Raw genomic sequence first — 19352 nt, 5'->3', positions numbered from 1 at the left:
CAATGTACGTTATATTTAACATAGAGGAATATTTATAAAACATGAGGGCGAATATGTCTTACAGGGAAAAGGTCCAGTGGGTGATGCTGGTGACGATGGTGGTCGTCTGGGGCATCTATTTCGCGCAGTTCGGCGCCTCGCTGGCGCAGGGCCAGCCCCAGCCCGGCGAGATGCTGGGCGGATTTGCCGGCGCCGTGATCCTGCTCGTCGTCATCCAGGTCGCGGCGATCACCGCCATCGCCATCCACCGCCCGTCGGAGGCGGAGCAGCCCGCCGATCCGCGTGAGCGGGAGATCGAAGCACGGTCAGGCAATCTTGCCTATGCGGTGCTCAGCCTGTCGGTGGTCGCGATCATGCTCGCCTCGCCGCTGCTCGCGGTCGCAGCCCCGACCGCCATCGGGCGTCCGTCCGGCATGGTGGCGGCGATGATGATGGGCAATGCGCTGCTCGCCGCCCTGGTGATCGCCGCGATCGTCCAGTCGGTCTGGCAGATCGTCCAGTTCCGTCGCCAGAGCTGAAAGGAACTCCTGATGGCCTATCGTGAACGACTCGCCTGGCTGGAACTCATCGGGATGGTAATCGCCTATGGCGGCTATTTCATCGCGGTCAGCATCGTCGATCCCGCTCCGGGCAGGATGGAAACGCTGACCTTTGTCGGCCTGTTCGCCGCCGCGACGCTCGCGCGGTTGCTGATCCTGGGGGTTGGCTGGCTGGTCTTGCGGGCCCGGATGGGCGGCGAAGCGCGCGCGCAGCCCGATGAGCGCGATCGCGCGGTCGCCCGCCGCGGTGCCGGTATCGGCTATTATGTCCTGCTCTCGCTGATGCTGTGGGTCGGTGTCGTCCTGCCGCTGACGGATACCGGCTGGGCCGTCGCCAATTCCGCGCTCGCCGCCATCGTGATCGCCGAAATCGTCCGTCAAGCCGTCGCCGTCCTCAGCTATCGGAGAGGCTGGCATGGCTAAGCCCCCGATCAGCAACCGGATCCGCATGTTGCGCTTCATGGCGGAGGAAATGACCCAGGCCGATCTGGGCGAGCGGGTCGGCGTCACGCGCCAGACGATCGCGGCGATCGAGCAGGGCAAATATTCCCCCACGCTCGAAACCGCGTTCCGCATCGCCCGCGTCTTCGACAAGCCACTCGAAGACGTGTTCCAATGGGAGGGGGCCTGACCCCTCCCCGCCGGTTCAGCGCAACAGGCCCTTGCTCGCCGCCCTGTTCGCGAACCACAGCTGGAACAGCTGCACGGCGAGGATAAGGAGCGGGAAATAGACGACCCACAGGCCCTTTGCGCCAATGATATCGGTCGCGAGGAACATCCAGCCGAACTGGATGATGACCGCGACGACCGACACCGCCGACAGGACCACCGCGAGCTTCCGACGCATCAGCAAGGCGATCGCGCCGAACAGCCCGCTCAGCACCGCGACGATATAGACGATGCCGTACCACATCGGCAGCGAAGCGTAGAGCTCCCGGTCATAGGCCGTCGGATTCTGGTGTATGTCCGGCCCCATTACGAAATGCCCGTAGAGCGACGCACACCCCATCAGCCCCCACAGGATCAGCAGCACGCCCGCGACGGTGAACCACGCAGGCACCCTTGAACCAGCATCGGTCATCGAACCCTCCCGTTCTCGATGCCGCGAGCCTATCCTAAATCGCGATTTTGCCAATCATTTCGTCAGAGCAACGCTTCGGCCCAGTCGTCCGGCTTGAACCCCACCAGCACCGCGCCGCGCACCTCGACCACCGGCCGCTTGATGAGCGACGGATGCGCCGCCATCAGCGCCAGCGCCTTGGCCTGATCGATATCGGCCTTGTCCGCGTCGTCCAGCTTGCGGAACGTCATCCCGGCGCGGTTCAGCAGCCGCTCCCACCCCACCGCATCGGCCCATTTGGCCAGCCGCGCGGGATCGGCGCCTTCCTTCTTATAGTCGTGAAAGCTGTAGGCGAGGCCGTTGGCGTCGAGCCACGCCCGCGCCTTCTTGACCGTATCGCAATTGGGGATGCCGTAAAGGTCGATCATCGGAAGATGCACGCCTGGCCGGACCAGAGCGCAGTGACTTTGGCATCATCGCCCTGTCCTTCGAGCAGCCCGGAAAAGGAACCGCTTGCGGTCGTGAACTCGCGCCCCAGCGAAGAGTCCGGCACGTCGCGGATCGCCAGCGCGTCGGCGACCTGCGCGCGGGTCGAGCCGATCCCGGCGCCGGACGCGGTGGTCAGCTTGGGCGTCGCACCGTCGAGGAACCAGCCCACAAACTTGTCGTCCTGAAACCACAGGGTCAGCCCGTCGAACTTGGCAAAGTCCATCGCACCCTCGCCGCATTCACCGTTGCGGCCGGTCGCGCCGGCCTTGCCCAGCGCGGCCTCGGCGCCGCGCGCGACGATGGCGCGCTCGACCCCAAATTCGAGCTGGCGCGCGCGGCCGCTCGTTGGATCGATCAGGCTGAGCCCGCCCGGCGCGATCGCCAGCAGGGGCCGGGGTCCAGCCTGCGGCTCGGGCGTCGCCGCCACTGCCGCGTTCCCGGTCGCGCTATCTGCCACAGGCACGGCCACACGATTGTCGATCGCGTTGCCGCCCGCCGCATCCGGCGCAGCGGGACTACAGGCCGCGCCAATGGCCAGCAGCGGCAGCGTGGCGAAACGCATCATTCCCACTCGATCGTCCCCGGCGGCTTTGAGGTATAGTCGTACACGACGCGATTAACGCCCTTCACCTCATTGACGATCCGCGTCGCAACGCGCGTCAGGAAACTCGCGTCGAACGGATAGACGTCCGCGGTCATCCCGTCGGTGCTCGTCACCGCGCGCAGGCCGCAGACGCTGTCATAGGTGCGCCCGTCGCCCATCACGCCGACCGTCTTGACCGGGAGCAGCACCGCAAACGCCTGCCAGATCGCGTCATACAGCCCCGCGTTGCGGATTTCATCAAGATACACCGCATCCGCCTTGCGCAAGATGTCGCAGCGTTCCTTGGTCACCTCGCCCGGGATGCGGATCGCCAGGCCGGGTCCGGGGAACGGATGCCGCCCCACGAACACGTCCGGCAGTCCCAGTTCGCGGCCAAGCGCGCGGACCTCATCCTTGAACAGCTCGCGCAGCGGCTCGACCAGCTTCATGTTCATCCGCTCGGGCAGGCCACCGACATTGTGATGGCTCTTGATCGTCACCGACGGCCCGCCGGTGAAGCTCACGCTCTCGATCACGTCGGGATAGAGCGTACCCTGCGCCAGGAACTCCGCGCCGCCGATCTTTTTCGCTTCGGCTTCAAAGACATCGATGAAGGTCTTGCCGATGAACTTCCGCTTCGCCTCGGGATCGGTGACCCCGGCGAGACCGTTGAGGAACAGCGTCTCCGCGTTCACATGCACCAGCGGAATATTGTAATGCCCGCGGAACAGCGACACGACCTGATCCGCCTCGCCACTGCGCATCAGGCCATGGTCGACGAATACGCAGGTCAGCTGCTCGCCGATCGCCTCATGGATCAGCACCGCCGCAACCGCGCTGTCGACCCCGCCGGACAGGCCGCAGATCACCTTGCCGCTGCCGACCTGCTTGCGGATCTCGTCGATCTTCGCCTGGCGGAACTCCGCCATCGTCCAGTCGCCCTTGAGCCCGCAGACGTGCCGCACGAAATTGGCGAGCAGCTTCGCGCCGTCCGGCGTGTGCACCACCTCCGGGTGGAACTGCATCGCATAGTAGCGGCGGCTGTCGTCGGCGATCACCGCGAACGGCGCGCCCGGGCTGGCCGCAACCGGACGGAAGCCCGGCGCCAGCTCGGTCACCTTGTCGCCATGGCTCATCCACACCTGATGCGTCTCGCCCTCGGTCCATAGCCCGTCGAACAGCACGCAGCTGTCGGCGATGTCGATGAACGCGCGCCCGAATTCGCCGCTATCGCCCAGCTGCACGCTGCCGCCCAGCTGCTGCATCATCACCTGCTGGCCGTAACAGATGCCCAGCACCGGCAGCCCGCTCTCGAAGATCGCATCCGGCACGCGTGGCGACCCGGTATCGAGCACCGATGCGGGCGACCCGGACAGGATCACCCCGCCCGGCCTCATCCGCTCGAATGCCTCGGCGGCGGTGGTGAAGGGAGCGATTTCGCTATAGACGCCCGCCTCGCGCACGCGGCGCGCGATCAACTGGGTCACCTGGCTGCCGAAATCGACGATGAGGATGGATTCGCCCGGCTGTGTCATGGCGAGCCGATAGGCAGCGGCGCGGCGGGTGTAAACCTCCCAATCCTCCCCGCCAGGGGGGAGGATAAATTCCCATAGGCCACCCCAGGAACCATTATGCGCGCTGCGGATTCCAGCCTCCGCCATGGTCACCGCGTCCTTAACCCCGTCCGCAAAGCATTCCGAAGCGCCTACACCCTACCCTCACCCCATGCAGTCGAACCGGACCCCCCGCCGGATCATGCTGTCGATTCTCGGCGCCGCGACATGCATCGCGGCGCCTGCTTCGGCATCGATCCTCGATTATGTCGGCGAATGCGTGCCGTTCGCGCGCGCCGCGTCGGGCATCCAGATCTGGGGCGATGCCTGGACCTGGTGGAGCCAGGCCGAAGCCAAATATCAACGCGGCGACACGCCGGAGGTGGGCGCCGTCGTCGCCTTCGCCAAATCCGCCGCCCTCCCGCTCGGCCATGTCGCGGTCGTCAGCCGCATCATCGAACCGCGCGTCCTGATGGTCACCCACGCCAATTGGTCGCGCATCGGCGGCAAACGCGGACAGGTGGAGCAGGATGTGACGCTGTTCGACGTGTCGCCACAGGGCGACTGGAGCCGGGTCAAGGTCTGGTATCGCGACAATCGCGGCTTGGGATCGACCACCTATCCGGTCCATGGCTTCATCTACGGTCGCCCGGTCAGCGGGGCCAAGGTGGCAAAGGCCCGCCCCGCCCCCGAACTCACCGGCGACCAGCCCGACTATGTCGGATCGCTGATCGACGCCTACGCGCGATAGTCCTTCAATCCGTCACCCTCGCGAAAGCGGGGGCCCATCTCCCGCACCGTCCATCTGGACGACCGGTCAGGAGATCGACCCCGGGCCAAGCCCGGCGGGACGATAGGTTGAGGGCTGGACGCAGCCCCCTCCCCGCGCCAAACTCCGATCATGTTCTTCTCCTTCGTCGACGAGCTCCGCGCCGCGGGCATTCCCGCCAGCATGAAGGAGCATCTCGTGCTGCTCGAGGCGCTCGACCGCGACGTGATCGATCGCACGCCGGAGGCGTTCTACTATCTCGCCCGCGCGACCTTCGTGAAGGACGAGGGGCTGCTCGACCGGTTCGATCAGGTATTCGCCAAAGTCTTCAAGGGCATCGCGTCGACCTATGGCGTGCAGACCGCCGAGATACCCGAGGAGTGGCTGAAGGCGATCGCGGAGAAATATCTCACCCCTGAAGAGATGGAGGCGATCAAGTCGCTCGGCTCATGGGAAGAGATCATGGAGACGCTGAAAAAGCGACTCGAGGAACAGCATGAGCGCCATCAGGGCGGCAGCAAATGGATCGGCACCGGCGGCACCTCTCCCTATGGTAATTCGGGCTACAATCCCGAAGGGGTGCGCATCGGCGGCGAGAGCGTCCACAAACGCGCACTGAAGGTCTGGGAAGGCCGCGAGTTCAGGAATCTCGACTCCACACGCGAACTCGGCACCCGCAACATCAAGGTCGCGATGCGCCGCCTGCGCCGCTTCGCCCGTGAAGGCGCGGCGGACGAGCTCGACATCGACGCGACGATCGACGGCACCGCGCGGCAGGGCTGGCTCGACATCCAGATGCGCCCGGAACGGCACAATGCGGTGAAACTATTGCTGTTCCTCGACGTCGGCGGCTCGATGGACCCGTGGGTGAAGCTCTGCGAGGAACTGTTCAGCGCGGCCACCGCCGAATTCAAGAATCTCGAATTCTTCTACTTCCACAACTGCCTGTACGAAGGCGTGTGGAAGGACAATCGCCGTCGCTTCACCGAACGCACGCCCACCTGGGACGTGCTCCACAAGTTCGGCCATGATTATAAGGTGATCTTCGTCGGCGATGCGTCGATGTCGCCCTATGAAATCAGCCACCCCGGCGGATCGGTCGAGCATTTCAACGAGGAAGCGGGCGCTGCCTGGATGCAGCGGGTGACCAACACCTATCCCGCCACCGTCTGGCTGAATCCGATCCCCGAGGAACAATGGGGCTATTCCCAGTCAGTTCGCATCATCCGGGAGCTGATGAACGACCGTATGTACCCGCTGACCCTGGCGGGACTCGACGACGCCATGCGCGAATTGAGCCGCAAGACGTGACGGTCTGATTCGGCTTGCTCGCCCATGTCCGAAATGATTAGCCTCTGCCCGTCTCAGGACGAAAAAGGGGAAAGATATCATGGGTCTGCTTACGATCGGCATGTCGATGCTGTTTGCCGCGTCCGGAGCCACTCCGGCGATGCTCCAAAGCGATGTCGAGCGCGAATTGCTGCGCCGGGTAGAACGGCTCGAGCGCCGGGTCGAAGATCTTGAGCGCGAGTCGCGTCGCAGCGACTATTCGCGCCCCGGCCCCCCGCGCCCGTCGCCCCGCCGCGAAATCACCGCAGCGGTCAGCCTGTTGTGCGGCGCCGATTGCGGCATGGCTGCCCGCTCCTATTGCAAGCGCACCGGCTATGAAAATGGCGTCGCGATCACCATCGAGAAAAAGGGCGCATTCGATCACGTGACCCGCGCGCGCTGCTTCAACTGACGCGGAATGGCGCCGGGAGGTAGAGAATGACCGACAAGCCAGTCCTCCTGTCCGGCGGCAACCCGCAAATTCCAAAAGGCTATGGTGACGCTCCGGTTCGGGCATATATCGCCGCGATGCCCGGCTGGAAACGCGATGTCGGCCGCCGCATCGATGCACTGGTCGAACGCTGCGTCCCCGGGGTTGAAAAGGCGATCAAGTGGAACTCGCCCTTTTACGGCCTCGAAAAGGACCTGTGGTTCCTCAGCTATCATTGTTTCGACCGCTACCTCAAACTCACCTTTTTCCGCGGCCAGTCGCTCGATCCGGTCCCGCCGGTCGCGTCGAAAAGCGGCGATACCCGCTATGTCCACATCCACGAAGGCGACGCGTTCGAGGATCAGCTCGAGGACTGGATCAAACAGGCGAGCAAGCTGCCCGGGGAAAAGCTGTGACCGACGAAAACCCCTCCGCTCTGATCGACGCGCGCATCGCAAGCCTCGGCGACTGGCGCGGCGAAACGCTCGCCGCGATGCGTGCGCTGATCCGCGAAGCCGACCCGGAGGTGGTCGAGACGGTGAAGTGGCGCAAGCCGAGCAATCCCAACGGCGTGCCCGTCTGGGAACATGCGGGGATCCTGTGCACCGGCGAAGTGTACAAAGGCTATGTCAAACTGACCTTCGCCAATGGCGCATCGCTCGCCGACCCGGCAAAACTGTTCAACGCCAGTCTGGACGGCGGCACCCGCCGCGCGATCGACCTGCGCGAGGGCGAACTGCCCGACGCCGCAGCCTTTCGCGCGCTGGTCGGCGCAGCCGTCGCCCATAACCTGGCGAAACCGAGACGGCGCTGATTCCGCTTGAAATGTTGGATTTCAACTGCTTGGCCGGGACCGCTCTTTGACAGGATCAGCGCTCGCTTCCCCTGCGACGCACATTGAAATGTCGCCGCGACGGCGGGCTGATAGTGTAAAGCCTGTGTCAACTTCCGCGGCGATCCGCGGCAGGTCAGAGCCGCTCGACCGCCCGTTCCAGCTTGCGCAGCACCGCGCGATCGCCGGCCTGAGCATCCGCCGCATCCTGCGCCAGCGCCATCAGACGCACCGCGCCGAAGCTCGCCGCCAGACCCTTGAGCCGCAGCGCGCCGCCGCGCCACGCCGCCGGATCCTCGCCCGCATCCGACAGGGTCTTCAGCGCGCGCCTCGCACTGTCCAGAAACGCCTCGCGCAGCTCGGCGATCAGCCCGGGCTCGTCGCCCACAGCAGCCGCCAGCGTCGCATCGATTGCACCGGGATCATACGCCATGCCCGACCCTAGATTCGCCGTGCTTAATGAGTGGTTTCACAATGCTAGGCGGCAAACCCGGACCTGTGCTAAACCGGGACGATGAACGGGGGACTGAAATCTGCCGGCCCACGGCCGCTGGACGCCGACGAGCTGCTGCTGGTCGATGCGGAAACGCCGCGCGACGACGATCTTCTGATCGAAGATGTCGCCGCCGATCGTGACGATGCGGAGGACGATGCCCCTCCCAGGCTGCGCCGCAGATGGGCGTTGCCGACCTTTGCCATCGGGCTGATCCTCGTCTGGATCGGCGTGGCCGGCTGGCTGCTCCAGCCGCTGGTCGCCGCCCCGCCCCCGCCGACCGAACTCGTCCAGCTGATCGCCGCGCTGTGCGTCCCGCCTGCGCTGATCGGCATCTTCTGGCTGCTCGCGCTGCGCACCAGCGCCGCCGAGGCGCGGCGCTTCGGCAAGACCGCCCGGGCGATGCGCGCCGAAGCCGCGAGCCTCGAACGTGTCGTCGCCACCCTGTCGCGCAAGATCGACGCAAACCGCGCCGAACTCGCCGAACAGACCACCGCGCTGATGGCGATGGGCGACACCGCCGCGGAACGGCTTCAGGCGATCTCCAACGGCATGGCCGCCGAAGCGCGCGCCGTCGCCACCAGTGCGCAGACGCTGGTCGAAAGCGGCGCCGCAGCCGAAAAGAGCGTCGGCATCGTTCTGTCTTCGCTGCCCCGCGCGCATGAGAGCATGACCGGCATGGCCGCGACGCTCGACGCTGCGGGGATGAAGGCGAGCGAACATGCCTCTGCCCTTGACGCCCAGCTCGTCGCATTGGGCGAACGCGGCCGCGAGGCGGACACGATCGCCGGGGGCGCCGCCCAGCGGCTCGCGGCGCATATCGCGCGGATGGAGGCGACCAGCGAATCCGCGGGCACCCGGCTTGAGGGCGTCGCGGCCAGCATGTCGGAGACGGTGGACGCGATGCTCGATCGCGCCGCCGCTGCGGTGGATGAGGCGCGCAAGGGCATCGCCGCACAGGGCGAGGCGATGCTGGCGATGCTGGCTGCCAACCAGGCCTCGCTCGACAAGGCGGGCCGCGACAGCATCGACACGGTCAGCACGCGGATCGCCGAGGTCGAAGGCACGATCGAGCGGATTGGCGAACGGCTGGGCGAGGAACAGACCCGCATCGACATCCTGCTCGCTTCGGTCACCGGCGGCATCGCCCAGGCCGATGGCCAGATGGCCGCGCTGCATTCCACCGGCATGGAGCGGACCCAGGCGCTCTCCGCCTCGATCAGCGCGCTCGACAGCTCGACCGGCGCGATGACCGAAACGCTGAAGATCGGCGACGAGACGGCACGCCGCGTCATTTCGACCGCCGAAGAACTGCTGACCGCGCTCGACGCCTCGGCGCGGGAGATGGACGAGACGATGCCCGAGGCGCTGTCCCGGCTTGAGGAGCGGATCGGATCGACCCGCAGCGTCATCGCCGCGTCCAAACCGGAGTTGCTCGCGCTCGTCACTGCCGCCGAGAGCACGCATGACGCGATCGAGGCGATCGCCGATGTCGTCCGCAAACAGCGCGATACGCTCGCCAAGACGCAGGCGTCGCTGCTCGACTCACTCGAGGACGGGCAGGCCAAGACCGCGGAACTGGAAGATGTCGTCGATCGCGCGATCGCCAATGCCCGCCGCTTTGCCGACGAGGCCGCGCCGCAACTGGTCGATGCGCTGCTCCGCATCCGTGAAACCGCCAACTCCGCGACCGACCAGGCCCGGGCCGCGCTCGCCGGGCTTGTCCCGGAAGCCGCGCGCCAGCTCGAAGAAGCCGGCAACGCCGCGCTCCGCCGGGCGATGGACCACAGCGTGCGCAGCCAGCTGATCGAGCTGGGCGAAGTGACCGAGGGCGCGGTCAACGCCGCCGCCCGCGCCGCCGAGCGGCTGTCCCACCAGATGCTCGGCATCAACGAAGCCTCGGCCGCGGTCGAGGCACGGATCGAGGAAGCGCGGATCGAACGCGAGAATGCGGATCGCGACAATTTCGCGCGCCGCGTCTCGCTGCTGGTCGAAGCGCTGAATTCCGCCTCGATCGACATCTCCAAGGCATTCGCGCACGAGGTGTCCGACAGCGCCTGGGCCGCCTATCTCAAGGGCGACCGCGGCGTCTTCACCCGCCGCGCCGTCCGCCTGCTCGACAGCGGACAGGCCCGCGAAGTCTCCAGCCTGTACGAGGGCGATCCCGAGTTCCGTGAGCAGGTGAACCGCTACATCCACGATTTCGAGGCGATGTTGCGTCAGGTGCTTGCCCTGCGCGACGGCGCCCCGCTCGGCGTCACCCTGCTCTCCTCCGACATGGGGAAGCTCTACGTCGCGCTGGCCCAGGCGATCGAGCGCCTGCGCGGCTAGGCGCTATTGCTTCGCCGCGGCGAGCACCTTCATCGCAAAGGCCAGCCGCTGCTGCGACAGGTCGCGATCGGTCGCCTTGGGCCAGGCGCTGCTGGCAACCATCACCAGCTTGCTCGCCGGATCGACCAGGATGACCTGCCCGAAAATCCCCTGCGCGGCGTAATAGCCGCCGGGGATCGTCCACCATTGATAGCCATAGCCGCCGCCCGGGAAGGTGGTTTGCGTCTTGGTCGCCTCGGCAAACCACCCGTCCGGCACGATCCCCTTCCCGCCGTCCAGCGTCAACTGGCCGATCCGGGCATAGTCGCGCAGCGACACCGACAGGCAGCACCCCGACACTTCCGCCCCGGTCTGGTCGGTCATCCAGAAGGCGTCCCGCTCCATCCCATAGCGCCGCCACACCTTCTCGGAGAGGTAGGCCGAAAGCGTCTTCCCCGTCGCCCGCCGCACCAGCACGCCGATCAGGTTCGTCTCGCCGGTCTTGTAGACGAACTTGCTCCCCGGTTCATCGACCCGCGGCAGCTTGCGCATATAGGCCACCGTCGGGTCCTGCCCCGCCGGCACCGGCTCGGCAAACATCCGTGCCACGTCGCTGTCGGGATCGGTATAATCCTCGTTCCAGCGCACGCCCGACGTCATCGTCAGCAGTTGGCGGATCGTCACTCCGTCATAACCCGCCCCGGCCAGGTCGGGGATGTAGCGCGTCACCGGATCGTCGATCGACTTGATGAACCCGTCCCGGATGGCCGCGCCGACCAGCGTCGACGTGACCGACTTGGCAACCGAAAAGCTCGTCCAGCGCCCGTTCGGGCCATAGCCCATCGCATAGCGCTCCAGCCGGATCTTGCCGTCCTGGAGAACGATCAACCCGGCGACCTTCTGCGCCGCCATGAATGCCGCGACCTCCGCGTCGGCGAGCGGCAGCGGCGCCCCCTTGGGCAGCGGCCGCACCTTGCCGCCGGCCTTCACCACATTGCCGGGAAAGATCTTCTCCATCGCCGGGAAGTTGCGTTCGCGCTCTTCCTGCGACCAGAACAGGATCGCCGCGCCCACCTGGCGCAGCCGCGCGGAGTCCTCGGCGGAGACCGCGACGGGCGACGCTGCGGCGGGCGGCTCGGTTCGCGGCGTACATGCGGTCAGCACCAATGCACCCGCCGCCAGCCAGATTGCCCGCTTGCCCATCATCGCTCTCCCCTTTCGGCCTGGTCCTTGACCAGGGTGATTTGCGCCACCCAGATCCCGCCACCGCGAAATCCGCCTTCACAATACATCAGATAATAGCGCCACAAATCGATGAAATGTCGATCGAATTCGATCGGCAACCGCCCTTCGACGACAGCCCGGTCGAATGCCGCGCGCCACAGCCTGAGCGTTTCGGCATAATCGGCGCCAAATTCCACCCGGTCTTCCCAGCGCAGCCCATGCCGCTCCGCAATCGCGCGAAACCGGGACTCGGAAAGTAGCAGCCCGCCCGGAAACACATAGGTCTGGATGAAATCGACGTTGCGCGCGTAGGATTCGAAGATCGCATCGTCGATCGCAATATACTGGATCGCGGCGCGTCCTCCGGGCTTCAGCACCCGGGCGATTGTGCCGAGATAGTCGGACCAATAATCCTGCCCTACCGCCTCGACCATTTCGATGCTGGCGACCGCGTCATAGGTCCCGGTGACGTCGCGATAGTCGGTCAGCGACACCTCGACCCCGCCCAGCCCACCCCGCGCCATCCGCGCCTCGACATGGGCCTTCTGCTCGGTCGAGAGGGTGATGCCATGGACCTGCCGCCCGGCCCGCGCGGCGCGTTCGACGAACGATCCCCAGCCACAGCCAATCTCCAGGATGCACTCGCCCGGCTGGGTCCCCGTCCGGTCGAGGATGGCGGCCAGTTTCGCCTGTTGCGCATCCGCCAGCGTCTCGACGCCCGGCGCGAACAGCGCGCTGGAATAGGTCATGCTCGCGTCCAGCCAGGGCGCGTAGAAATCATTTCCCAGATCGTAATGATAGGCGATGTTGCGCCGCGAGCCGGCCCGCGAATTGCGATGCAGCCAGTGCCAGACGCGCTTGGCCAGCCGCATCGGCCCCCGGGCCCGCCCGGCCTCACCCAGCGACGCGCGGTTACGCACGAACAGGTCGAACAATGGCACCGGATCGGGGCTGGTCCATTCACCCGCCTGCCACGCTTCATACCAACCCGCCGACCCGCCCGTCGCCAGCCGCCACAAGGCGCGCCAGCTGCGAATCTCGACCACCGCCTCAGGACCCGGCGCTCGCGCGCCCAGCCGCCTGCGAATGCCGCCGGGCAGCGTCGCATCGATTGCCCCCTCGGCCAGCCCCGCATCGATCCGGTCGAGCAACTTGCGCAGCGCAGGTGCGAGCAATTGCGCGAACAGCCCGTTATTCGGCGCTCGTGCATCCTCGTCCCAGCCGTCCCGGCGGCCCCTATTGCGTGCCGGTGAATGCATCGTCGCGCAACAACCACGGCGCATCGAGTCGAGCAAGCGCCAAGTGACGCCGCAGTTCAGATCGCACGCCCCGCCTCCAGTGCTCGCTCCCGCGCCGCCTTGTGCGCGATGATCTTGCGCGGATACGCGCGCGGGCGGCAGCGATGCGCGTCGGGGTCGTGAATCGCCACGTCGCTCACGCCGGCCAGTTCCGGCACCCAGTGCCGGATATAGCCCGCCGCGTCGAACTTCTCCGACTGGCCGAGCGGCGCCATGATCCGGCTCCACATATTGGCGTCGATCCCGGTCCCCGCCACCCATTGCCAGTTGACCGCATTGCTCGCGTAATCGGCATCGACCAGCGTGTCCCAGAACCAGCGATCGCCCTCGCGCCAGTCGATCAGCAGATGCTTGATGAGAAAGCTCGCCGCGATCATCCGCACGCGGTTATGCATCCACCCGGTCGCCCAGAGCTGCCGCATTCCCGCGTCCACGATCGGATAGCCGGTTCGCCCCTTCGTCCAGGCGTCAAACTCGTCGCGCACCGCCGACGAGCGGAAGTCGCGCCACGGCAGTCTATCATATCTCTCGCGCCCGTTCTTCGCGCCATAGTCCGGGAACTGGAGAATGACGTTCTGCGCATAGTCCCGCCAGCCGATTTCGGCGAGGAACACGTCCACCGACCCGCCCGCATTGGCGACGCGGTGCCAGACATAAGCGGGCGACACCTCGCCGAAATGGAGATGCGGTGAGAGGCGCGAACTCCCCTCGATCGCGGGCATGTTGCGCTCCTCGTCATAGCGTGCGGCGTGGCGCAGAAATGCGTCGACCCGTTTGCGCGCGCCCGTTTCGCCCGGTTCCCACTCCGCGAATCCACGCGCCCAATTCGGCCGGGTCGGCAGCAGGCGCCAATCCTCCAGCCTGTCCGATTCCGGCCACCGGGATGGCGCGGCGATTTCACGCGGGCGATTTGCGGGCGGTGCTGGCGGCATCCGCTCGCGCAACGCGCGCCAGAAAGGAGTGAAAATCTTGTACGGCTCCCCCGCCCCGGTCGTCACCGACCCCGGCGGAGCGAGATAATTGCCATCATGGCAGACCAGATCGAGCCGTTTGCCCACCGCCCTCTCGGCATTGCGCCACCAGGGCTCATAATGCCGGATACAGTGCACGCGCCCCGCCCCGGTCTCTGCAGCGAGCGCAGCCAGCACCTCATCCGACTTGCCCCGCCGCAGGATCAGCCGCGATCCCTTGTCGCGCAGATCGGCGTCCAGGCTTGCGAGGCTGTGATGCAGCCACCATCGCGACGCCCCGCCCATCGCGCGATGCTTCGGCGTCTCGTCGTCGAGGATGAAGACGGGGATAACCGGCCCCTCCGCCGCCGCCGCAATCAGCGCCGTCTGATCGGACAGGCGCAGATCGCGGCGGAACCACAGGATCGTCGGATCGGGCACTCATTCCCCCTGCAACGGAGCGGCGCAACGCCGCGCTGGCGGTGTACACAGGGACAATGCCAAAGCCGCAGCAAATATCCGTCGCGACGCTGACAATCGATTCGCTCGATGCTCTCACCGCTTCTACCAGCGCGATTTCGACTGGTATCCGGTGTTCGAACATGCGCAGATCATCGACGTCTGAATACCCGGTCTTCACCCGCCCAGATAGCGTTCGCAACCCGATGTCGGCGCAGGCCCACGCTCTGCAAATCCAGCCGGTGGACCGCCGCGCCCGTCGGGGCCACCCGGGCCGCCCGGTCCACCGCCGGGCATGTTGCCCCGCTGTGCGCCCCCGCCCTCGCTGCGCCTGCCCTGCCCGCCCGGGCCAACGCCGCCCGGAGGGCCCCGCTCCGCGCTCGCGCTGCCGCGTCGGCCCGCTTCGGGACGCGGGGGCGGCATCCCGCCAATCGGCAGTTCTCCGCTCCCCACCACTTTGAGGAAGACGCGCCGGTCGTTCGCATCCAGCACCCGCAGCGCGGCAATGATGTAGCGCGTCTGCGCCTGAGCCTGGGCGGCGGCCGTCGCGTCACGCTCCTCCATCGCGCTGGCCAGATCGGCGAGCGGGATCGGTTCTGCCTCCGCCAGCTTCTCGACCGCGCATTGCGCCGCCGTCGTCGCGCCGCGCGCAATCTGCGGCATTGGCACCGATCGCAGCGCGCGAATGCCGGTTTCGGAGACACCCTGCACGCGCAGCATCCGCTCCACGTCGGTCAGGACGAGATCGGCGGGCTTCGCGGTCACTGGCTCAGGCGGAAGCGCCGGACCATAGGTGGACTGGATCGACGCGAGCGCCAGAAAGGGCAGGAAGAAATACATGAACGGCCTCCGGAGTGGAGACGCTCACCTGCGGGGAGCAGTTTGCCCCCACATTTCGGCGTGTTGCGACGCTTATTCGGCGCGCGGTTCTTTCTCGACCTGCCAGGTCTGGCCCTTGCTCACCAGCTTCTGGAGGTCCGCGACCTTGCCCTCACTCGCGGCGACGTTCTGCGCCACCACCGCGCTCTCGAAGGTGGGCGCCGGATCGTCATAGATCACGCCCAGCGCCATCGGGAACGGGCCGAACGGCATCTCGACCAGCATATGCGCCAGCCCGCGATTGGTCTGGTCGTGGACGACCACGCCCGACACGTCGCCATCGACGATATCGACCACCTTGAGCGTCAGCCGCTGGACATCGAGCGCCAGCCCCTTGGTCCCGCCCGCGAAGATCAACGGCTTACCATGCTCAACCCATAGCTGATGCCCGGCATTGGCCTTGTCGACGAATGGCGCGAACACGTCGGCGTTATAGACAATGCAGTTCTGGAAGATTTCGACGAACGCCGTGCCCTGATGCGCGTGTGCGGCCTTGAGCACCGCAGGCAGATTCTTGTTCACATCGATCCCGCGCGCGATGAACCGCCCGCCTGCACCCAAGGCAAAGGCGCAGGGTTTGGCCGGATGATCGACCGATCCGAACGGGGTCGAGGGCGACCGGGTCCCCTCACGCGAGGTCGGCGAATATTGCCCCTTGGTCAGGCCGTAGATCTCGTTGTTGAACAGCAGCACCTGGCAATTCAGGTTCCGCCGCAGCAGGTGCATCGTGTGATTGCCGCCGATGCTCAACCCGTCGCCGTCGCCGGTAATGATCCACACGTCGAGGTCCGGATTGGCCAGCTTCACCCCCGTCGCCACCGCCGGCGCGCGGCCATGGATGGTGTGGAAGCCATAGGTTTCCATATAATAAGGGAAGCGCGACGAGCAGCCGATGCCGCTGACAAACACGGTATTTTCCGGCGTCGCGCCGATCTCCGGCATCGTCCGCTGCACCGCCTTCAGGATCGCATAGTCCCCGCAACCGGGGCACCAGCGGACCTCCTGATCGGTCTCCCAATCCTTGGGCGTCGATGGGCGGATGGTCGTGATCTCGTTCATCTCTCTATCCCGATCAAGCCGACTGCGGCGACGTCGTATCGCGCAGCGAGCCATCATCGTGCCCGGCTTGCGAATTCGGCAGCTGCGTGTCATCGGCGGGCAGATTGCCGCCCTCGTTGCCGGGCACGCCGTCGAAAAATGCCGCGATCGCAGCTTCGATCTCATGAATGCGGAAGGGCTGTCCCGACACCTTGTTCAGCGGCCTGGCGTCCACCAGGAACTGGTCGCGCAACACGGTCTTGAGCTGTCCCGTGTTCATTTCGGGGACGAGGACATGCTCGTAACCCTTTAGCAATTCACCCAAATTCTTCGGCATCGGCCAGATGTGACGGATATGGATGTGGCTGACGTCCAGCCCTTTGCGCCGCGCGCGCCGCACCGCCTGAGTGATCGGGCCAAAGGTCGATCCCCATCCGACGACGACCAGCTTGCCGCCCGGTGCGCCCTGTTCCAGCTCCTGATCCGGCACCGCGATCCCCGCAACCTTCGCCTGGCGCGTGTCGGTCATCGTCTGGTGGGTGGATGGCGAGTAATCGATGTTCCCCGTGCCGATCGCCTTCTCGATTCCCCCGATGCGGTGAAGCAGGCCAGGCGTGCCTGGCTTGACCCAGGGCCGTGCCAGTTTCTCGTCGCGGGCATAGGGCAGGAACTTCTCGCCCTCGGCCGGGGCTTCCTCATGGAACTTCACCGGGAAGGGCGTATAGTCCGCCATGTCCGGCACCTTCCACGGCTCGGCCGCATTCTGCAGATAGCCGTCGGTCAACAGCATGACCGGGGTCATATATTGCGTCGCGATCCGGACCGCCTCGATCGCTACGTCGAAACAGTCGGCGGCCGACCGCGCGGCAAGTACCGGCACGGGCGCATCGCCATTGCGGCCATAGACCGCCTGATACAGGTCCGACTGTTCGGTCTTGGTCGGAAGCCCCGTCGACGGCCCGCCGCGCTGCGCATTGACGATCACCAGCGGCAGCTCGGTCATGATCGCAAGACCGATCGCCTCGGTCTTGAGCGCGATGCCCGGCCCCGAGGAGCAGGTGACGCCAAGGCTGCCCGCATAGGACGCGCCCAGCGCTGATGCGACTGCCGCGATCTCGTCCTCCGCCTGGAAGGTCGTGACACCGAATTCCTTCAGCCGCGCCAGATGATGCAGGATCGCGGAAGCCGGCGTGATCGGATAGCCGCCATAGAACAGCTTGAGGTTCGCCAACTGCGCGCCCGCGACCAGCCCCAGACTGATCGAATCCGCGCCCGTCACCGTGCGGTACAGCCCCGGCTCGACCGGCGCGGCCGGGACGTGCAACTGGCCGATCCCCTGCGCGCCCAGTTCTGCCGTCTCGCCGTAAGCGTGACCAGCGTTCAGCGCGGCGATATTCGCCTCGGCCAGTTCGGGCGCCTTGGCGAATTTGGTCTTGAGCCAGTCGATCAACGGCGCGCGATCACGATCGAACATCCAGAGCGCGAGCCCCAGCGTCCACATATTCTTGCAGCGCAACGCTTCCTTGTTGCCAAGTCCGAACGGCTTCACCGCTTCCAGCGTCAGCTGCGAGATGTTGAGCTTCAGCAGCTGCCATTTGGCCAGGCTGCCGTCCTCCAACGGGTTCTGCGCATATTTCGCCTTGTCGAGGTTGCGCTTGTTGAACTCGCCTTCGTCCGCGATGATGAGGCCGCCGGGCTTCAAATCCTCGACATTGGTCTTCAGCGCAGCCGGGTTCATTGCCACCAGCACGTCGGGCGCATCACCCGCGGTCTCGATCGCCGCCGAACCGAAATTGATCTGGAATGCAGAAACCCCGAACAACGTCCCCTGCGGCGCGCGGATTTCCGCCGGGAAATCCGGGAAAGTGGCAAGATCATTGCCCGCCAGCGCGGTCGACAGGGTGAACTGACCCCCGGTCAGCTGCATTCCGTCGCCGCTGTCGCCCGCGAACCTGACGACAACCGCTTCGGGCGGCGGGTTGGCCGACGCCTCTTCGGGCGTCACCTGGTGGATGGCCGTTGCCATTCAATGTCATCCTGCAACTTCAAGTGCCGCGCCCTCTACGCCCGGGGCGCTTGGAGTGAAAGGTAGAATGATGGCAGGCACATGCAACCGGTACTTTCGCGGGACGGGTTACAGCAACCGGTCGATATCCGCGGCGATATCGGCGGGCTTGGTCTGCGGCGCATAGCGCTCGACGACCTTCCCGTCGCGGTCGACCAGGAATTTGGTGAAGTTCCACTTCACGCCCTCGGTCCCCAGCAACCCGGGCGCCGCGCTCTTGAGATAGCGGTAGAGCGGGGCCGCATCGGCACCGTTGACGTCGATCTTGGCGTAGATCGGAAAGGTGACGTCATAGGTCAGCGAACAGAAATTCGCGATCTCCTCCGCATTGCCCGGCTCTTGCGCACCGAACTGGTTGCAGGGAAAGCCCAGCACAGCGAACCCACGACCGGCGAAGCGCCGGTGCAAGTCCTCCAGCCCCTCATATTGCGGCGTAAACCCGCATTTCGACGCGACGTTGACGATCAGCAGCACCTTCCCCGCCTGATCGGCCAGCGTCGTCTGCGTGCCGTCCGCCGCGGTGACGGGAATATCGGTAATCGCGCTCATTTAGCCTCCTTGGCGGGTCGGTAGGTGAAGTCGAAGCTCGGCATCCATGTCTTGCCGCCATCAGCGGAGTTCTCGCCCAGCTGGCGCACCGCCCCGTCGGTGCCGCGCGAATAGGTCATTCGGGTCAGCGCACCGTTCGGGGCAAGGCCGGTCCCGGTCAGCACCATCGCCTTGCCGTCATATCCGCCCCTAAACTCGGCCCAACTGGCGGAGGAATCGGTCCACAACTGCCGCCATTGCTTCGCGCTCGCGACCCAGGTGTTGAGGCTTCCGCCGGTCTGACCGTTGAGCGGCATCCAGTTCTCGCGGATCACACAGCCGTTATAGAGTTTCTCGATCCGGCTCTGCGCGACCAGCTGGTCCTGGCCGGTTGGATAGACATCCCAATATCCGACCCAGAAATCGAACTGCCTGAATTCCGGCGCGGTGCAGCCGGGCGGTGGCGGCCCGGGCGGCGCAGTCTGAGCAACGGCTGGCGTTGCCAAAGCCAAAACCCATGCCGG

At 65.9% G+C, this 19352-nt stretch carries 22 protein-coding genes; 9 read left to right on the top strand and 13 right to left on the bottom strand.

The genetic code is table 11. The annotated features are described in order from the left end of the window. Positions 1-53 precede the first annotated feature (53 nt). From FPZ54_RS04225 to FPZ54_RS04215, 3 genes are read left to right on the top strand one after another with little or no spacing between them, the layout of a single operon-like run. A complete protein-coding gene (locus tag FPZ54_RS04225; protein WP_145845253.1) occupies positions 54-518 on the top strand; it encodes a hypothetical protein in 465 nt (154 codons plus the stop codon). Positions 519-530: 12 nt separating this feature from the next. Next, complete coding sequence (locus FPZ54_RS04220; RefSeq protein ID WP_145845252.1) at positions 531-962, top strand: hypothetical protein; 432 nt, start codon at positions 531-533, stop codon at positions 960-962. Further along, complete coding sequence (locus FPZ54_RS04215; protein ID WP_145845250.1) at positions 955-1170, top strand: helix-turn-helix transcriptional regulator; 216 nt, start codon at positions 955-957, stop codon at positions 1168-1170. Before FPZ54_RS04220 ends, FPZ54_RS04215 begins: the two co-directional genes overlap by 8 nt. Before the next feature lie 15 nt (positions 1171-1185). On the opposite strand, the gene FPZ54_RS04210 is transcribed toward FPZ54_RS04215, so the two are convergent. From FPZ54_RS04210 to guaA, 4 genes are all read right to left on the bottom strand, one after another. Continuing rightward, on the bottom strand, positions 1186-1620 hold the full coding sequence (locus FPZ54_RS04210) for a hypothetical protein (protein WP_145845248.1): 435 nt from the start codon (positions 1618-1620) through the stop codon (positions 1186-1188). A 62-nt stretch (positions 1621-1682) separates the two neighbouring features. Further along, positions 1683-2027, bottom strand: coding sequence for an arsenate reductase (locus tag FPZ54_RS04205; protein ID WP_145845246.1), 345 nt, complete (start codon positions 2025-2027; stop codon positions 1683-1685). Then, complete coding sequence (locus FPZ54_RS04200; protein WP_145845244.1) at positions 2024-2653, bottom strand: hypothetical protein; 630 nt, start codon at positions 2651-2653, stop codon at positions 2024-2026. Before FPZ54_RS04200 ends, FPZ54_RS04205 begins: the two co-directional genes overlap by 4 nt. Further along, positions 2650-4206, bottom strand: a complete 1557-nt coding sequence (guaA, locus tag FPZ54_RS04195) for a glutamine-hydrolyzing GMP synthase (RefSeq protein ID WP_145845242.1) — start codon at positions 4204-4206, stop codon at positions 2650-2652. The genes FPZ54_RS04200 and guaA overlap by 4 nt, the downstream gene beginning before the upstream one ends. Positions 4207-4396: 190 nt before the next feature. Between guaA and FPZ54_RS04190 the strand changes: the two genes are divergently transcribed. The 5 genes from FPZ54_RS04190 to FPZ54_RS04170 all read left to right on the top strand — a co-directional run bounded on the left by FPZ54_RS04190 (position 4397) and on the right by FPZ54_RS04170 (position 7566). Further along, complete coding sequence (locus FPZ54_RS04190; protein WP_239019709.1) at positions 4397-4975, top strand: CHAP domain-containing protein; 579 nt, start codon at positions 4397-4399, stop codon at positions 4973-4975. Between the two features lie 150 nt (positions 4976-5125). Continuing rightward, complete coding sequence (locus tag FPZ54_RS04185; RefSeq protein ID WP_145845240.1) at positions 5126-6304, top strand: vWA domain-containing protein; 1179 nt, start codon at positions 5126-5128, stop codon at positions 6302-6304. A gap of 79 nt (positions 6305-6383) precedes the next feature. Beyond that, positions 6384-6734 carry a hypothetical protein gene (locus FPZ54_RS04180; protein WP_145845239.1) on the top strand — a complete coding sequence of 117 codons (351 nt, stop codon included), beginning with the start codon at positions 6384-6386 and terminating at the stop codon, positions 6732-6734. 26 nt (positions 6735-6760) lie between these two features. Then, positions 6761-7168 carry a DUF1801 domain-containing protein gene (locus FPZ54_RS04175; protein ID WP_145845237.1) on the top strand — a complete coding sequence of 136 codons (408 nt, stop codon included), beginning with the start codon at positions 6761-6763 and terminating at the stop codon, positions 7166-7168. Then, a complete protein-coding gene (locus FPZ54_RS04170; RefSeq protein WP_239019708.1) occupies positions 7165-7566 on the top strand; it encodes a DUF1801 domain-containing protein in 402 nt (133 codons plus the stop codon). The genes FPZ54_RS04175 and FPZ54_RS04170 overlap by 4 nt, the downstream gene beginning before the upstream one ends. Positions 7567-7720: 154 nt before the next feature. Here FPZ54_RS04170 and FPZ54_RS04165 read toward each other — a convergent pair whose 3' ends face one another. Next, positions 7721-8017 (bottom strand): Hpt domain-containing protein, encoded by a 297-nt coding sequence (locus FPZ54_RS04165; protein ID WP_145845235.1) that lies wholly within the window; start codon positions 8015-8017, stop codon positions 7721-7723. Positions 8018-8098: 81 nt separating this feature from the next. Here FPZ54_RS04165 and FPZ54_RS04160 point away from each other — a divergent pair, with 81 nt between their 5' ends. Further along, positions 8099-10408 carry a coiled-coil domain-containing protein gene (locus FPZ54_RS04160; protein WP_145845233.1) on the top strand — a complete coding sequence of 770 codons (2310 nt, stop codon included), beginning with the start codon at positions 8099-8101 and terminating at the stop codon, positions 10406-10408. Positions 10409-10411: 3 nt separating this feature from the next. On the opposite strand, the gene FPZ54_RS04155 is transcribed toward FPZ54_RS04160, so the two are convergent. The 8 genes from FPZ54_RS04155 to FPZ54_RS04120 form a co-directional block, all read right to left on the bottom strand. Continuing rightward, on the bottom strand, positions 10412-11593 hold the full coding sequence (locus FPZ54_RS04155; RefSeq protein ID WP_239019707.1) for a serine hydrolase domain-containing protein: 1182 nt from the start codon (positions 11591-11593) through the stop codon (positions 10412-10414). Further along, positions 11590-12870, bottom strand: a complete 1281-nt coding sequence (locus FPZ54_RS04150; protein ID WP_145845231.1) for an SAM-dependent methyltransferase — start codon at positions 12868-12870, stop codon at positions 11590-11592. Before FPZ54_RS04150 ends, FPZ54_RS04155 begins: the two co-directional genes overlap by 4 nt. Before the next feature lie 56 nt (positions 12871-12926). Continuing rightward, positions 12927-14300 (bottom strand): cryptochrome/photolyase family protein, encoded by a 1374-nt coding sequence (locus FPZ54_RS04145; protein WP_145845230.1) that lies wholly within the window; start codon positions 14298-14300, stop codon positions 12927-12929. Between the two features lie 195 nt (positions 14301-14495). Continuing rightward, on the bottom strand, positions 14496-15158 hold the full coding sequence (locus tag FPZ54_RS20310) for a hypothetical protein (RefSeq protein WP_145845228.1): 663 nt from the start codon (positions 15156-15158) through the stop codon (positions 14496-14498). 72 nt (positions 15159-15230) lie between these two features. Continuing rightward, positions 15231-16256 (bottom strand): 2-oxoacid:ferredoxin oxidoreductase subunit beta, encoded by a 1026-nt coding sequence (locus tag FPZ54_RS04135; protein WP_145845227.1) that lies wholly within the window; start codon positions 16254-16256, stop codon positions 15231-15233. A 13-nt stretch (positions 16257-16269) separates the two neighbouring features. Beyond that, entirely contained in the window at positions 16270-18261 is a 1992-nt protein-coding gene (locus tag FPZ54_RS04130) for a 2-oxoacid:acceptor oxidoreductase subunit alpha (RefSeq protein ID WP_145845225.1), read from the bottom strand. A 108-nt stretch (positions 18262-18369) separates the two neighbouring features. After that, entirely contained in the window at positions 18370-18849 is a 480-nt protein-coding gene (locus FPZ54_RS04125) for a glutathione peroxidase (RefSeq protein WP_145845223.1), read from the bottom strand. Beyond that, positions 18846-19334, bottom strand: a complete 489-nt coding sequence (locus FPZ54_RS04120; protein WP_239019706.1) for a hypothetical protein — start codon at positions 19332-19334, stop codon at positions 18846-18848. Before FPZ54_RS04120 ends, FPZ54_RS04125 begins: the two co-directional genes overlap by 4 nt. Positions 19335-19352: the final 18 nt, after the last annotated feature.

The sequence above is a fragment of the Sphingomonas suaedae genome (assembly GCF_007833215.1).
Classification (GTDB): Bacteria; Pseudomonadota; Alphaproteobacteria; order Sphingomonadales; family Sphingomonadaceae; genus Sphingomonas; species Sphingomonas suaedae.
Note: the sequence above shows the minus strand (reverse complement) of the source record. Positions and strands in the feature narration are given on the sequence as shown.